The sequence below is a fragment of the Pontibacter fetidus genome (genome assembly GCF_010119545.1).
Lineage (GTDB): Bacteria > Bacteroidota > Bacteroidia > Cytophagales > Hymenobacteraceae > Pontibacter > Pontibacter fetidus.
On record NZ_JAAEAA010000004.1, the window covers coordinates 241,758 to 257,398 of the forward strand.

The 15,641-nt window shown below is 45.7% G+C and carries 15 protein-coding genes; 9 read left to right on the forward strand and 6 right to left on the reverse strand.

From position 1 onward, the window contains the following. Positions 1–118: 118 nt before the first annotated feature. The 3 genes from GWO68_RS04750 to polX all read right to left on the reverse strand — a co-directional run bounded on the left by GWO68_RS04750 (position 119) and on the right by polX (position 3,555). Complete coding sequence (locus GWO68_RS04750) at positions 119–526, reverse strand: hypothetical protein (RefSeq protein ID WP_162345269.1); 408 nt, start codon at positions 524–526, stop codon at positions 119–121. A gap of 11 nt (positions 527–537) precedes the next feature. Continuing rightward, complete coding sequence (locus GWO68_RS04755; protein WP_162345270.1) at positions 538–1,518, reverse strand: glycosyltransferase family 9 protein; 981 nt, start codon at positions 1,516–1,518, stop codon at positions 538–540. Between the two features lie 336 nt (positions 1,519–1,854). Continuing rightward, entirely contained in the window at positions 1,855–3,555 is a 1,701-nt protein-coding gene (polX, locus tag GWO68_RS04760) for a DNA polymerase/3'-5' exonuclease PolX (RefSeq protein WP_162345271.1), read from the reverse strand. 142 nt (positions 3,556–3,697) lie between these two features. Here polX and GWO68_RS04765 point away from each other — a divergent pair, with 142 nt between their 5' ends. The 8 genes from GWO68_RS04765 (at position 3,698) to GWO68_RS04800 (ending at position 9,827) form a co-directional block, all read left to right on the forward strand. Beyond that, positions 3,698–4,111: a hypothetical protein gene (locus tag GWO68_RS04765; protein ID WP_162345272.1), complete on the forward strand. Its 414-nt coding sequence runs from the start codon at positions 3,698–3,700 to the stop codon at positions 4,109–4,111. Between the two features lies 1 nt (position 4,112). Continuing rightward, the gene (locus tag GWO68_RS04770; protein ID WP_162345273.1) at positions 4,113–4,307 is read left to right on the forward strand and encodes a hypothetical protein; all 195 of its coding nucleotides are present in this window, start codon (positions 4,113–4,115) and stop codon (positions 4,305–4,307) included. Between the two features lie 26 nt (positions 4,308–4,333). Beyond that, positions 4,334–4,783 (forward strand): hypothetical protein, encoded by a 450-nt coding sequence (locus GWO68_RS04775; RefSeq protein ID WP_162345274.1) that lies wholly within the window; start codon positions 4,334–4,336, stop codon positions 4,781–4,783. A 74-nt stretch (positions 4,784–4,857) separates the two neighbouring features. Further along, a complete protein-coding gene (locus tag GWO68_RS04780; RefSeq protein WP_162345275.1) occupies positions 4,858–5,262 on the forward strand; it encodes an EVE domain-containing protein in 405 nt (134 codons plus the stop codon). 119 nt (positions 5,263–5,381) lie between these two features. Continuing rightward, positions 5,382–6,863 (forward strand): hypothetical protein, encoded by a 1,482-nt coding sequence (locus GWO68_RS04785; RefSeq protein ID WP_162345276.1) that lies wholly within the window; start codon positions 5,382–5,384, stop codon positions 6,861–6,863. Positions 6,864–7,067: 204 nt separating this feature from the next. After that, entirely contained in the window at positions 7,068–7,616 is a 549-nt protein-coding gene (gene pyrR / locus GWO68_RS04790) for a bifunctional pyr operon transcriptional regulator/uracil phosphoribosyltransferase PyrR (protein WP_162345277.1), read from the forward strand. A gap of 9 nt (positions 7,617–7,625) precedes the next feature. Further along, positions 7,626–8,552, forward strand: a complete 927-nt coding sequence (locus GWO68_RS04795; protein ID WP_162345278.1) for an aspartate carbamoyltransferase catalytic subunit — start codon at positions 7,626–7,628, stop codon at positions 8,550–8,552. A gap of 738 nt (positions 8,553–9,290) precedes the next feature. Beyond that, the gene (locus GWO68_RS04800; protein WP_162345279.1) at positions 9,291–9,827 is read left to right on the forward strand and encodes an RBBP9/YdeN family alpha/beta hydrolase; all 537 of its coding nucleotides are present in this window, start codon (positions 9,291–9,293) and stop codon (positions 9,825–9,827) included. A gap of 79 nt (positions 9,828–9,906) precedes the next feature. Here the strand turns inward: GWO68_RS04800 and GWO68_RS04805 are convergent, their stop codons facing one another. From GWO68_RS04805 to GWO68_RS04815, 3 genes are all read right to left on the reverse strand, one after another. Next, positions 9,907–11,364 carry an OmpA family protein gene (locus tag GWO68_RS04805; RefSeq protein ID WP_162345280.1) on the reverse strand — a complete coding sequence of 486 codons (1,458 nt, stop codon included), beginning with the start codon at positions 11,362–11,364 and terminating at the stop codon, positions 9,907–9,909. A 381-nt stretch (positions 11,365–11,745) separates the two neighbouring features. After that, positions 11,746–13,035 (reverse strand): aminopeptidase P N-terminal domain-containing protein, encoded by a 1,290-nt coding sequence (locus tag GWO68_RS04810; RefSeq protein WP_162345281.1) that lies wholly within the window; start codon positions 13,033–13,035, stop codon positions 11,746–11,748. Between the two features lie 171 nt (positions 13,036–13,206). Then, complete coding sequence (locus GWO68_RS04815; protein ID WP_202923671.1) at positions 13,207–14,229, reverse strand: glycosyltransferase family 9 protein; 1,023 nt, start codon at positions 14,227–14,229, stop codon at positions 13,207–13,209. 244 nt (positions 14,230–14,473) lie between these two features. On the opposite strand from GWO68_RS04815, the gene GWO68_RS04820 reads away from it, so the two are divergent. Continuing rightward, complete coding sequence (locus tag GWO68_RS04820; RefSeq protein WP_162345282.1) at positions 14,474–15,223, forward strand: hypothetical protein; 750 nt, start codon at positions 14,474–14,476, stop codon at positions 15,221–15,223. Positions 15,224–15,641: the final 418 nt, after the last annotated feature.

The following is a 15,641-nucleotide window of genomic DNA, read 5'->3' on the forward strand; positions in this document are numbered from 1 at the left end:
AGGTCGGCCTTACTCAATTTGCTTTAGCTCTTTCGGACTTCCTAGTCCGCATCAGCTATAGTTCCGGATTAAGAAATCCGAAACAGCTCATTTTCATTTCCAACTTTTCAAATCTTATTTACCCACCAAACTGCTCCTGGTATTGCTGGTAGTAGGTCTTGAGTTTATACTTTTTAAGCTCGCCGCTTTTTACAGCTTTTATAGTTTCTTCAGCTATAGTTTGTTCTTGCAGAAGGTTCAACAGTAACTCATCACTCTCACTTAAGCCCTCTTGCAAAGTCAGTGCTTCGTAATGACACAAGAAATCGGGGTTAATGTTAAGCTTATTCTTGGTTATAGTTACCACCTTTGCCGCTACCAGTTTCAGCAGAGCGTCTTCCACTTCTTTCAGTTCAAAGACAGTTCCGTCCACAGCATCGGCCATTAATAGCACTTCCTGCAAAGGCGCTCCGCCTTCACCGCCGGTAGCTAAAAGTAACGCTTCTAAAAAGCGCGAATCGGTTTCGTTCAACCTATAGTTCTTCATCTGTTTTCTAATTACTTATTCGCAAAATCAACTATAGCCTGTTCATCAATATCGCGCATGCATTTAAAGTGGCCGAGCGGGCATTCTGATCTTCCGAACTTAGTGCACGGGCGACAAGGCAACTCCACTCCTGCTTCGTAATGTTTACTAACTTGGTAGGGCTGCACACCTAGTAGTTCCGGCACTGTACTCCCCCAGATCGTTACCAGTTCTTTATCAAAAGCTTCGGAAATGTGTGTCAGTCCGGTATCGAACCCAATAACTTTGGCAGCCTGCTTCACCACGTATACCGATTCATTCATGTTCAGTTTTCCGCAGGCATTGTACACGTTCGCTCCGGCGGTTTCGGCTATAGTTGCGCCATTCTCTTCCACATCTTTGCCGCCCAGCAACACCACCGGTTTGTTAAGCGCGTTACAGATGCTGATCACCTGATCATTCGGCATGCGCTTGGTAAAGTGCGTTGCTCCAATTATAAAAGCAACGTAATCCTGCTGGTGTGTTTCCGGTAGCAGTGTGCTCAAACTATAGTTGCCGGGCAGGAAATAATCAACCGGTTTCTGGTCGTTTACTACGCCTAAAAACTTTACAGCTTCCAGATAGCGGTCAACCAGGTGAGTTGGCTTTACCGTGTTCAGCTTAAACTTGAGCGCCAATATTTTGCGGATGCGCTGCTTTTTGAACGTCGAGAATTTTACGCCCAGCTTATACTTCACCAGCACCGAGCGCAGGCTGTTGTGCAGATCAATCACATAATCAAATTTCTCTGCCCGCAAATCCTGTATCGTGTCGTTCAGTTTATCTTTCAGCAGATGCAGCTTATCTACATATGGGTTATTATCAAGTATAAACCGGAAACCTGGCTTGGTCAGGTAATGAATCTCCACCCCCGGAACCTGTTGCTTCAGGCAACGGACAACCGGCGTGGTGTAGATTATATCCCCGATAGAGCTGAACCGGATGATAAGTATTTTAAGCTTCTCTTTTTGCAATGGAGAGTTCTGTTTTATAGTTATAGTTGCCACTCCCTTCTCACAAGATTCTTCCAGAATGACAAAAAAGGTAAAAATTTATAGTTCAGCCTGATCTTATAATTTGTCATCTCGAACTATGTGAGAGATCTATCTCAGATTCTAAATAAATTTCTCGCTGCTCTCGAAATGACAGCTAAAGTTTACCATGGCGCGAGCGTATTCGCTCTTGATTTATAACAGGGCCTCTGGCCGTTTTTATTTAAGTCTGCAGCCTTAATTTTTACATCAAATGGGCGGGACGCCCAACTATAGTTCGACACGAGCGAAGACGCTCGCGCCATATTTAATCAGCAATTAAATCCCCGCCTTCCGCTTATTAAAGTAAGCTTCTACTTCCTCTACTGGCTTGGCATTAAAGGTCATTTCTTTGGTTAGTCCGCCTTTTCGACCTACCAGCACGCCGTACTTCATGTCGTCGTAGCCACTGGTGTGGTGGGCGTCGGGGTTTATGCTGAGCATTACGCCCTTTTCTAAGGCATACTGCACGTGTCGCCAGTCCAGGTCTAAGCGCCAAGGGTTGGCGTTTATCTCGATGATGACGTTGTTGGCAGCGCAGGCATCTATCACCATTTTATGATTGATCGGGTAGCCTTCGCGGCGCAGCAATAGCCTGCCGGTCGGGTGGCCGAGCATGGTGGTGTAAGGGTTTTCAATGGCTGTGATCAGGCGCTGTGTAGCTTTTTTCTCATCCATATTCAATACGCTGTGAATGCTGGCAACTATAAAGTCGAAGGTTTTCAGAATGTCTTCTTCATAGTCCAAAGAGCCGTCAGTCAGGATATCCGATTCTATACCTTTGAAAATCTTGAAAGGAGCCAGTTTCTGGTTCATCTCATCTATCTCTTTTTGCTGGCGCAGCACATCGCCTTCGCGCAGGCCGCCTGCATACGATGCTGTTTTGCTGTGATCCGAAATACCTAAATACTGGTAGCCCATATCGCGGCAGAAAGTAGCCATTTGCTCTAAAGTATGCGCGCCATCGGAGTAAGTGCTGTGGTTGTGCAGGATGCCTTTCAGGTCAGATAGCTCGAGCAGTTTTGGTAGTTTGTTATCCATGGCCAGTTGCAGCTCATTAGTACCTTCGCGCAGCTCCGGAACGATGTAGGCCATACCAGCTGCATGGTACACATCCTCTTCGGTTTTATGGTTCTCTTCGCGCAGCACATTCAGCATGGTTTTACCGGCTGCAAAAACCTGTGTTAAGTGTGGTTCAGAAGCTGATCTTAAAACGACTTCGTTGGCAAAGCAGGCATCATCCACCAATCTGATTTCGGTAGCCATGCCATTTAAACTATAGTTACCGCGCCAGATGCGTGGACCAGAGTTACGCACATCCTGTTCCAGCACATCAATCTTACTAAGTTTTTCACAGGCATCTTTATACTTATCAGTAGCCACTACAAACTGCAGGCTTTCTACAATTTCCATGCGGCGGCGCACATCACCTACTACTTCTATTTTGGCATCTGGCAGGGCTTGTTTTATAGTTTGTAACAGTTCTTCGGCACTTGGTTCGGCTTCGGCATATAACAACTTACCACGATTTTGTTGGGTAAAGAGCAGCGCCTGTTTTATGTTTTCCTGGGTTTTAGCGCCAAAGCCTTTCAGTTTGCTCAGTTTGTCCTGCTCGCAGGCCTCCAGCAATTCTTCCACGGTTTCAGTGCCCAGTTCTTTCCAGATGGTACGCACCTTTTTAGGGCCAATGCCTTTTATGCGCAGCATCTCTACCACACCCGGCGGGGTGGCGGCCAGCATCTGGTCCAGTTCCTCGAACGAGCCGGTCTGGTTTATTTCGATTATTTTGGCAGCAATCCCTTTGCCAACTCCCTGTATACTTTCCAGGGTAGCCTGGCTCATGCCTGCCAAAGGTTCTTCCACTAATTCCAGCGTGGCGGCGCCATTTACGTAAGAGCGAATTTTGAACGGGTTCTCATCGTGCAGCTCCATCAGCTCGGCAGCCAGCTTAAACAGTCGTATGATCTTTTTATTTTCCACGGCGCTATATCGTATAGTTACAAAGATAGGAAAACCGACCGAACCATAGTTGCTGGTGTTTTATATTCATTCGCTTCTATATAAAGGCAGAAATCCCTATCTTGGCTTACAAAATATGCTGCTGTTGCAGCGTTCTATACTTATGAAATACGCTTCGCTGCTTTGTTTGGTGTGCCTGTTGCTACTGGCCAATACCTGTAAAAGACCCAGTAAACTGGAAACCCAGTTAGTTGGCAAAACCTGGCTACACGCTTTTGAAGAGGACCAGGAAGACATTACCACATATCGCCCCAACACCTACGATTTTGCTCCATCGCGGGGTCGCACAGGCTTTATGCTGGAGAAAGGCGGTATCCTGAAAAATTATGCCATTGCCCCTGCCGACGGACTGGAAGAACAAGCCGGCACCTGGCAGTTTACCGATAATGACAAGATACTGGTAACTATAAAGCCGGAAGGCCAACCGCAACAGCAATACATTATAGAGGTGGTGTCGCTGGAGAATGATGTGCTGAAAGTGAAACGCGAAGAAGTAACTGAAAACCCGATAAAATAACATGTTCAGTTACCGAAACCTGAGCGCCCGAACCCGCGCCATCATCTTATTCTCGTTGTTGGGTGTGCTGGCTATACTTATAGTTGCCGAGCCCAAAGGCGACTTCTTCAACTTCCTGAAAGGCTTCCTGAATGGCGTCCTGATCGTGATGTTTCTTGGCGAGGTTGGCTTATACTTTATGGGCCGGAAGAAGTGAGATTTATACTTTAAAATAATCTACAAATGAATAAAATATTCACACTTATTATCATACTTGGCCTAACAATTAGTATAACTAAAGCACAAGGAATTGATGCTTTAAAACTTAGCGAGACAGAACTTCCTGCAAACTATAAAATTGCTGATAAGCTTTATTGTAAATCGATACAAGTAGCAACTCTTTATAATAGTCCTCAAACTTATAGCTTCCTTTTAGGGAATATGGTTGAAAAGAGCTTTCAGAGTTTTGAAAGCGAGAATGAAAAGGGTTCTGTTATGTTTATTACTTTTGATAAAGATGTATCAGAAAGTGATTCATTTATTGAAGGTTTAATTTGGGGTAGCTCAGGAAAACCGACTAAAGCACATCCGGAAGAATTCTTGGCTAAAGGGAATACACTTGTCATCTGGAGCTTTGAAAGAAAAAGTCCAATCAAAGATCTTTCGAAAGATAAAGTAACAAAGAACTTATAGTTTTCGAGCATTTATATATCAAGTCAAAAGCTTGCAACAACAATCAACAACACTTTTACACTTACAAAAATCAAATGCATTACTGGTTAGTAAAATCGGAGCCTGAAACGTATTCGTGGGCAGACTTAGTGAGAGACGGGCGCATCTGCTGGGATGGCGTCAGAAATTACCAGGCACGTAACAACCTGCAGCAAATGCAACCCGGCGACATGGTATTGTTTTACCACAGTGTAACCGAGAAAGCTATAGTTGGCATTGCTAAAGTAGACAAAGCCGCTTACCCCGACCCAACTGCCGACGACCCGAAATGGATGGCTGTGGACTTGGTGCCGTTCCGGGATTTCAGAGACCCGGTAACACTGGAGCAGATAAAACAGGATAAACGCCTCGAAAATATTGCCCTGCTGCGCCAATCCAGGTTATCGGTTATGCCACTTAAAGCCGAAGAGTTTGATGTGTTGCTGGCGCTCGGCAACTAACTATAGCTATAGATTAAATTTACGGGCAACAAAACAACGATTGGCGACTAAAACAAGTACAAGCCTTTAGCCGCCAATCTTATACTTTTCCTGTACTTACCTATACTATACTTAGCGCTATGTACAAAGTATGCCTGTTGCTCTTACTTATAGTTGTGCTTGCCTGCTCATCTGTGCTCGCGCAAAAGCCTACACAACCTATCCGTATAGAACTGGAACTCGACAGCTATAAAACCGATGCAGATCTTATTGCCACCCCCGACAGCAGCTTACTGCTATTTACCAAAACAGAAGGTATGTGGTCGGTGCCGCCAACTTTTGAATTCACAAAATACAACAGCCAGTTACAACCTGTCTGGACAAAAAAAGTAGACTTAAAACCGATAAGTCAGTATTTAACGCACTACTCCGAAGCCCGCTATGCCCATGTAGCTTTTAGTGGCGACAACGAAAAAAAGTACCAGTTTGTAAAGCTCAACCTCAAAAGTGGCAACATAACCAAACACGACTACACAATAGAAGCCATCGACTCTATTTATTCGTTTGAAGTGGTGGCTGATAATTACTTTATAGTTGCCCGCTCGCGCAAAGATGGTACCCCTACCCTGCTGCACCTGAACCAGGCATCCGGCGAAATAAAGCCCCTGCCTGCCGCTTATGGTGCCGAGTCTGCTTTTTCTGATGTGCTGGCTCACCCGCAGCAAAAACAGGTAAGCGTGGTTATGTCGGAGTCGAACGGGCGGGTATCGCGGTTGCAAACCAAACTATTTGATGCGGGCGGCACCTTGCTTAAAAACTATTTTATACTCCCCGAACTTGATAAGCGACCCTTATATGCCGAGGTAACACCCGGCGACACCACCACCAGGTTATTGATTGGCAATTATGCAACCCGCAACCTGCGCTATGCTACAGGCTTCTTTACAGTACCCGTTAATTCCAACGCCGCCGATACACGTTACTATAGTTTTCTGCAGCTCAAAAACTTTTTTAAGTACATGAGCCCCAAACGCGAAGCGCGAACCCGCCGCCGCGAGACAAACCGCCTGAAGGCAGGCAAAGAACCTAATCTACAATACCGCCTACTGCTGCACGATATTTATACTACACCAGATGGCTACATACTTAGTGCCGAGGCATATACAACCAACTCCCGACAAGGGGGTTTCAACAGGCTTTATGGCCCAACAGGCTATTTCCTTCCCAGCCCTAAAAGTTACCGCCGCACACAGGCTGTTGCGCTCGGCTTTGATAAAAGTGGTGTATTGCTTTGGGACAACAGCTTCCCGCTGCAGGATATAGAAAGCAGGGAATTGCGCCCCACCGTCGAGGTAGCCTGTAACCCCGCCGGAAAAGTCGTGATTGCTTACCCTGATAAGGACGAGATCGAATACAAAATAATGGACCAGGATACCTACATCGAAGATAAAACCAACCTGAAACTACAACCTGAAGACCCCAACGGTAAAATCCTGTCGACGAGCATGGCTGGGGTTGTAAGCTGGTACGGACTCAATTTTGCTGCATTTGGCTGGCACCGTATCAAATCGCCGGGTTCAGACATAAAGCAGGTTTTCTATATCAACAAGGTTTCGTTTTGATGGTTAGATTGCTAATAGTTGAATGGTAGAAGGCTTAATTGTTAAACTATAGTTTGACCTGCTTAGCAGTAAAACTTAACTATAGCTAACCCTGTCATTGATCAAACAATACAACCATCTGCAATTAACAATTTAACAATTAAGCCTTCCAACAATTAAACAATTAACTATAACTCTCCTATATTTGCAGCTATACTTCCGGTTATGCAGAAAAGACTCATTGTAAACCAACAGTTACTCGATATTATGGTGATGCGCCTGTGCCATCAGCTGATCGAGAACCATGGCGACTTTTCTGATTCTGTTATACTTGGACTGCAGCCACGCGGCAAATACGTAGCAGAACGCATACAAACTACACTGGCCACCATACTCGGCAAACAAATACCAACCGGCTACCTCGACACCACGTTCCACCGCGACGACTTCCGCAGACGCGACACGCCTCTAGCTGCTAATGCCACTAAAATCGATTTCCTGATTGAAGGCAAAAAGGTAATTCTGGTGGATGACGTGCTGTATACGGGCCGTTCGGTGAGGGCTGCTTTGGATGCCATGATCGCGTATGGTCGCCCTGCCAATGTAGAGTTGCTTGTTTTGGTAGACCGCCTGTACACCCGCCATTTACCCATTGAGGCTACCTATGTGGGCCGGCAGGTAAATTCGCTGCAAAGCCAACGGGTATTGGTAGACTGGAAAGCGCAGCAGGCCCCGGAAGATGCCATTTGGCTTATCACTAAAACCGAAGACTAATTTCTTACCATGCAAGAGCTCAGCGTCCGGCACCTGTTAGGCATCAAAGACATCACTCCGCAAGATATTCAGCTCATTTTTGAGACCGCGGATAATTTTAAAGATGTACTGAACAGGCCGATCAAAAAAGTGCCTTCGCTGCGCGATATTACCATTGCTAACGTCTTCTTCGAGAACTCTACCCGCACGCGCCTGTCGTTTGAGCTGGCCGAAAAACGCCTGTCTGCCGATGTGATAAACTTCAGCAGTAGCAGCAGTTCGGTAAAAAAAGGCGAAACCCTGCTGGATACGGTAAACAACATCCTGGCCATGAAGGTGGACATGATTGTGATGCGCCACAGCAGCCCGGGAGCACCACACTTTTTGAGCCGCCACATAAACGCCAATATCGTAAATGCCGGCGACGGCACCCACGAGCACCCAACGCAGGCCCTCTTAGACTCTTTCTCTATTCGTGAAAAGTATGGGGAAGTAGCCGGTAAAAAAGTAGTTATCATTGGCGATATCCTTCACTCGCGTGTAGCTTTATCCAACATCTTTGCCCTGCAGAAATTAGGTGCCGAAGTAATGGTTTGCGGGCCGATAACTTTGCTGCCAAAGTATATTAAAGAGCTGGGCGTAAAAGTAGAACTGGATGTGCGCAAAGCGTTGGAATGGTGCGATGTGGCTAACGTACTTCGGATACAACTGGAGCGCCAGCAGATGAAATATTTCCCATCGCTGCGTGAGTACACGCTTTACTATGGCATCGACAAAAAAATGCTGGATAGCTTGGATAAAGAGATTACCCTCATGCACCCCGGCCCTATAAACCGTGGGGTAGAACTTAGCTCCGATGCCGCCGATTCGCATCATTCCATCATCCTGAACCAGGTGGAGAATGGAGTTGCTATCAGAATGGCAGTGTTGTATTTGCTTGCTTCTAAAACAGCGTAGTAAGTTAGTTTTCTTTTATAGATTCTCTTTGTCATTTCGAGCGTTAGTCGAGATATCTTATATGTCCTATAGTTCAAGTTTATAGTTTTTACTTTGTCATTTCCACACAAGGAGAAATCTATCTCAGCTTAGAGTATAAGTCTTTTCTTTTTGAAGCAAGCTATCCTTCCTTAGTTACTTCCAATCCTGGGAGCTCTACTTGCCTATCGTTTCAATTAAGCTTTGGTGCCCTCACGGCCGGGAGGCCCCGTCTTTGGGCATCGCGCTGCTTTCGCTTCCTTTGCTCGTTCCTCGCAATGCCTGACGGCACCGGAACCTCTCGAGGCGCTCAACCCAAAGACTGTGATCTTTCTAATAGCTATCTCTATCTATAGCTTGAACTGGTAAGCTCCGAAATTGATCGTGGCTATAGTTTCGTAGGGACAGGTCGCGACCTGTCCGCTTCAAAGGCTAGGGTTTATGAAACTATAGCTTTTAAATTGGTGAAGGCAAAGAATTCCCCTCTTGAGAGGGGCAGGGGTGTGTTTATAGCAAAGCGTTTACTTCACGCAAAGTCCTTTGAGGATGACAAATGAATAAGCTATACCCAAAACTCCCTCTCCTGTTTTTAGGAGAGGGCTGGGGTGAGGTAAAACGTAAACTATAAGATAATACTTGCACTATTCCTCCAACACTAAAACCCACATTTCCCGCCAACTTGATTTATATTTACTTTGTACATCAAACTATAAACTATAAATGGCGGAAGTACAGATAATACATGTACCTGGCCTGTACAACTCGGGGCCCGAGCATTGGCAAACGTACTGGCAGCAAAAAGACCCTGAAAGCATACGCGTGCAGCAATCGGACTGGGATAACCCGGTTTGTAAAGACTGGGTCGAGGAGTTGCAAAAAGTAATTGCAAAAGCGCAGGACAAGGAAATTGTATTGGTAGCCCATAGCCTGGGGTGTATGACTGTAGCACATTGGGCACAGAAGTATACTGCCAACATTAAAGCCGCATTCCTGGTGGCACCGCCCGAGGTAGAAATTGACGTAGAATTGAAAGAAGTGTTAGATTTTGCACCATTTCCGAAAACAAAACTGCCCTTTAATTCTATGTTGGTAGCAAGTACTGATGATGATTATTTAACTATAGATAGGGCTGAATACCTCGCTGAACTATGGGGTAGTGAGTTTGTGAATGTGGGTGCTAAGGGCCATATCAACTCTTATTCCGGTATTGGCGATTGGCCGGAAGGACAACAGTTGCTGGCAAGGTTAATAGCTTAATTGTAAATTAAAGTAAGTATAAAAAAAGCGCCCCGGCCAAAGCCGGGGCGCTTTTAATTTGACGCTAGTCTATTTCAGTTTATTCCATGTTCAGTTTCATATCCGGCGTGTTGAGCTCGAAGCCTACCCTTCTGTTTTTAGCTCTGGCGCTTTCAGTTCTGCGTTTAGACAGACGCTCGTTCACTTTTACAAGTGGCATTGTTTCGCCATAACCACGGGTTACAAGTCTGTCTGGGTTCTGAACACCACGCTCTACCAGGTAATCCTTAACAGCTTGTGCTCTACGCTCAGATAATGCCTGGTTGTATTCTGCAGAGCCAATGTAGTCAGCATGACCTTTGATCAACAGTACATGGTCAGGATATTTCTCAAGTGTAGTTACAATGCTATCCAGTAGTTGCTTGTAGCTTTCCTGCACACGAGCCTGGTCAAATTCGAAGCGAACTTTTTCTTCCATCAGTTTCAGTGTAGCAGCATCCAGTTCAGGGCAACCACCTTTTTCAGCAGGACCTGCAGAGTTAGGACAGATGTCTTTATCATCAGCAACACCGTCGCCGTCAGAGTCAGTAGCACAACCATCTGGGCCTACTTGCTGGCCAGCAGCAGTATCAGGGCACTTGTCATCTTTATCAGCTACGCCGTCGCCGTCAGCATCAGGGCAACCTTGTGTAGCAGTAGTACCTGCTTCGTCTGGGCACTGGTCATCTTTGTCAGCAACACCGTCGCCGTCTTTGTCAGGGCAACCTTGCAGGTTCTGAACACCAGCTTCTGTAGGGCACTGATCCTGGTAGTCAGCCACACCGTCACCGTCAGAGTCGATAGGGCAACCATCTTTGTCAACCTGTACGCCGGTCGGAGTGTCTGGGCATTTGTCGCGTCTGTCGCCAACACCGTCAGCATCTGTATCAACCATCTTGCCTAAGTTAAAACCAAGACCAAAGTTGTGCTGCAGGAAGCGGTCGTTATCGCCGTTGTTAGTTAAACCATCAAAGTTATCGTTACCAGTTAATAAATAACCAGTTTGTACGAAAGCACTTACTCCGTCAGAGAAACGGATACGGATACCCGCGCCACCCAGTAAAGCAGAAGTTGTAAAGTTATCGTCTACAGTACCTGCTGCAGTTGTAGCATCAGCTTTCGCGAATGCAGCACCACCCGCAACTGTCAGGTAAGGTCCGATCAAGGCATCTTCTTTCAGGATAGTGCCATACATTTTAAGGCGAATGCCCAGCATAGCAGTACCAATTGAAGTATCAAAACGGTTTGTACCATCATTAGCTTCGGCACCACCGTACGTGAAGTGTAAGCCTGCATCAAAAGATGGGCTTAAATAACGGTTAAGCGAAAGTCCTCCGCCCCACTCCATATCTTTTTCAAAGAACTGGTTAGCTACTTCACCTTTATATTGAAGGGCACTACCATATATCTGGAGGTTAGTCCGTCTGTCAGCATTTTGTGCAAACAAGGCTGTATTAGCTGATAACAGGAATACAAGCACAAAAGCTATTGCACTAAATTTTGTTAATTGTGTTCGCATAGTTTTATTAAGTATATGTTGATATGTCAATACGTACATATTTAATGTTGGTTTATACGTACGCCAATAATTAATTGTACAGCAGAAATAAAGTTTATGTCTTCCGGGGAGGGGATTTTGAAATGGTAGAGTTTTACTCATAAGCAAAAGGTTTATCGTGAAACTACATATGTAACGTGCGCCACAACTTTTAGCAGCTGCCTTGTATTTCCCTTAGGCTTAAAATTGTATCCTATACTTCAAACTGATACCACACAACAAGGTTTTACATTTACCTGATATATTTATGGTATACGTGTTTTTAACTAGTAAAAGACAATAAAAAAGGCTGCCGATACATAACCGGCAGCCTTTAAAAGTTGACTATATTTCTATAGTTTATTATCGCTTCATTAAACGCTCAATGTCATCGGCCTCCAACGGAATATCCTTCATCAGGTCTACCGGGCCATTTTTTGTTACCAGTATATCGTTCTCCAAACGCACACCTATGCCTTCATCCCAGATGTAAATACCCGGCTCGCAGGTAAACACCATGCCTTCTTCAAACGGACGATATTTGTTACCCACATCATGCACATCCAACCCTAAGAAATGCGACGTGCCGTGCATAAAATACTTTTTGTATAATGGTGCGGCTGGGTCCTGGTTACGCACATCGTTTTCGTTCAGCAGGTCCAGGCGGATAAGCTCGTTCTCCATTACTGTACCTACAAAAGCATGATACTGATCCAGGGTATTGCCCGGTACCAGCATAGAGGTAGCAGCTTTCATTACACGTAGTACAGCTTCGTATACATCGCGCTGGCGTGGCGTAAATGTACCGTTAACTGGTATTGTGCGGCTCAGGTCAGCGGCATAGTTGGCATATTCGGCGCCGAAGTCCATCAGCAGCATGTCGCCATCCTTACACTCCTGGTTGTTATCTACATAGTGCAGGATGCAGGCATTTGCCCCCGACGCAATAATAGAACCGTAGGCCGGCCCGCGCGAACGGTTGCGTAAAAACTCGTGGTATAGTTCTGCCTCAATCTCATACTCCATAACGCCTGGCTTAATAAAGCCAAGCAACCTGCGGAAAGCAAGTTCGGTAATGTGGCAGGCTTTGCGCATCAAAGCAATCTCTTGCTCTGATTTAATGGCACGCAGGTAATGCATAATTGGGGTGCTGCGCTCATACTTGTGCAGCGGATAGCGCTCTTTTATCCATTTGGTAAAGCGGGCATCGCGGGTTTCCACTTCTACTACAGCGCGCAAGTGCTCGTTACTGTTCAGGTACACATGTTCTGCTTCAGCCATCAGCGTGTTCAGTACCGACTTAAATTCGTGTGTCCAAAGTATAGTTTTGATGCCCGATACTTCCTGTGCCTGTTGTTTGGTTAGCTTGTAGCCTTCCCAGGTTAAAATATGGTCGTTGGTTTCGCGCACAAACAGTACTTCTTTCATGCGCTGGTCCTTCGCATCCGGGAAAATGATCAGTATGCTTTCTTCCTGATCTACCCCCGACAAGTAAAACAGGTCGTTGTTCTGGCGGAACGGCATGGTACCATCCGCATTGGTTGGCATTACATCGTTAGAATTGAAGATGGCGATGGAAGATGGTTTCAGCTCTTTTACAAAGTTGCGGCGGTTGTGCACAAACAACTCATTGCTGATAGGCATGTATCTCATGATTCAGGTTATCTGGTTATGTAAAAGCACAGGATCGAGCATCCTGCAGTCTTGATGTACGAAGTTAAAACTTATCTCTAAAAGAAGAAGAGAAAGCGGGTGTTTTATAGTTGTAACTATAGTTTAATAGGTATAACGCCGTTCGGTTTTTGGAATTATGAATTGCTGCAACTATAGTTGTTTGGCTTTGGCCAGCTCTAACACCTGTAACAATTGCTCGTTCCGGATATCGTGGGCGCATTTAAAGTGACCTTCGGGGCAGGCTTTGTAGCCATGCAACCCACACGGACGGCAATAAAGCGGTTCTTCCTTCTCCACGACCATTGCAAAATCAGCCAGCGGACCATAACCGAAACGCAGAACAGTAGAGCAATATACTGCACAGGTTGGCGCATTTACGGAGCTTGCCAGGTGCATCGGCCCAGAGTCATTTACATAGTTTAGCACCGCATCGCGCATCAGCGCCGCTGATTGTAACAAATTCAACTGCCCGCACAGGTTTTCCATATTCGGGTGCTGCGCTTTTAAGATTATACTTTCGGCATGTGCTTTATCGACAGGTGAGCCCAACAGGTATACTTTATAGTTGGCAGATAGAGTATTTAGCAAATCAATCCACTTCTCGGCAGGGTATTGTTTTGTAAACCACACCGAGGTTGGGGCTATAGTTATATAAGGTATAGTTTTGAGCGGCTGTACTTTTTCGTAATCCTGCTCTGATGGGTATAGTTTTGGTTTGGCTGCCGGGCCTGTAGTTATACTGCTAATGAGTAACTGGTTTCGTTCTACCTCGTGGCTGCCGTTTTCCATGTTATGGGTGTAGCGGCGGGTAAAGAACCGTGAGAACGGATTTTTATCGAAGCCGAATGTTTGCTTTGCCCCTGAGAAAGCAGTTAACATACCCGTCGCGCCATAGCGTTGCACATTTACCACCACATCATACTTTTCAGAGCGGATCTGGCGCAACAGTTTCCAGAGACTTTTATACTTGCCTTCCAGTTTGTTCCAGATCAATACCTGTCGCAGCAACGGGTGCCCTTTCAGCAGGCCTTCGTTTCCTTTTCTTAATAAAAAATCAAGTTGCGCATTTGGGTAAGTTGCGTGCAGTTTCTCTATCAGTGACGTGGCCAGCACCACATCTCCCAGGAAAGCGGTTTGGATAACAAGTATTTTTTTGATCTCGGATGGCTGCATACAACAAAGCTACGGCTTAAACCCAACACTTGAAAACAGCAATTTACAGGCTTTAACCATGATGAACTATAACTCAGGTTTCCGTTCGCTAAATTTCTTTAAAATGAAGTATAGCTATACTTAATATTTTGTAAAATGCAGCGTTGTGTGTCTTAAATTCGGCGCCACAACGTATAGCGCTACGCTTTGGCAAGAAAAATTTTACAGAAGGATGCGCGGGGGAGATGCCTGCCAATACAAGTACATGAAAAAATCTATACTACTCTTAAGTTTCGGAATTACCCTGTTTTTGTCTGGATGTGTATCTACGTACATGCCTAATGTGCCTAATGTGCCTATGTTTACGGAGCAGGGCGAGCTAAGCGCCGGCGGCCACATCACACCCAAAGGCAACGTTACCTTTAATACGGCCTATGCTGTTACCGACCATTTTGCTGTGGTCTTAAACGGCTCTATGATGAACAGCGAGCGCCGCAAACGCGATTTCAGGCATAACCTGATAGAGGCTGGTGGTGGCTACTTTACAACTTTTGGCCCTGAAAACAACAGGATTCTGGAAATTTACGGTGGTATTGGCACCGGCTCCAGCGACCGTACCGAGAAAGATGAAAACGATAAAACCGGCGAGATGATCTATACCCGCCAGGAGGCTGATTTCAGCAAATATTTTGTGCAGGTTAATTTCACGTCTAAAAAGAAACGCTCGCTTAAGTTGCTGAGCCGTGAGTTCCCGCTGAACTACGGCACTGCCCTGCGCGCCAGTTATGTAAATATGCACGACTATAAACTAAATGGCGAACCAGCTACCGAAGAAGACAACATTTTCTTGGAGCCAATCTTCTATACCCGCATGACATTGAATCCTTCAGTACAACTACAATACACCAGCGGCAGTAATTTCGGCCTTAAAAATCGCAAAACGCTTACAGCAGGTTATTCGGTTTTCTCGCTTGGGTTTGTAATTAATGTTGGCGGCAGGAATTTGGGGAAATAAGGTTTTACCTCACCCCAACCCTCTCCTAAAAACAGGAGAGGGAGTTTTTGATGACCTCGTAGCGTGCGCAGCTCCTACGAGCGTCTTTGCTACGAAGCGACAGCTTATGTAGTAGACGCTCCGAGGTTTTTCAAACGCTCGGAGGTCGGTTATGGCTTTGGCTATAGTTGCTATAGTTGACCTTATAGTCCTATAGTTGCTGCTTTAACATCCCCTACCCCCTTTGAAGGCAGGGCCGTTAAGTTCTATTTTTCGTAAACTAATATGTTTAGGAAAGGGGGAGCAGATGCAAAATAGTGAAGTAAGTTTACTAGCCTGTCTGCGTGAGGTACCTGATTTTCGTCGCCCGCAAGGCCGACGCTACCCTCTGGCTGAGACACTGTGCATGATGGTGATGAGCATCATGAGCGGTTGTTGT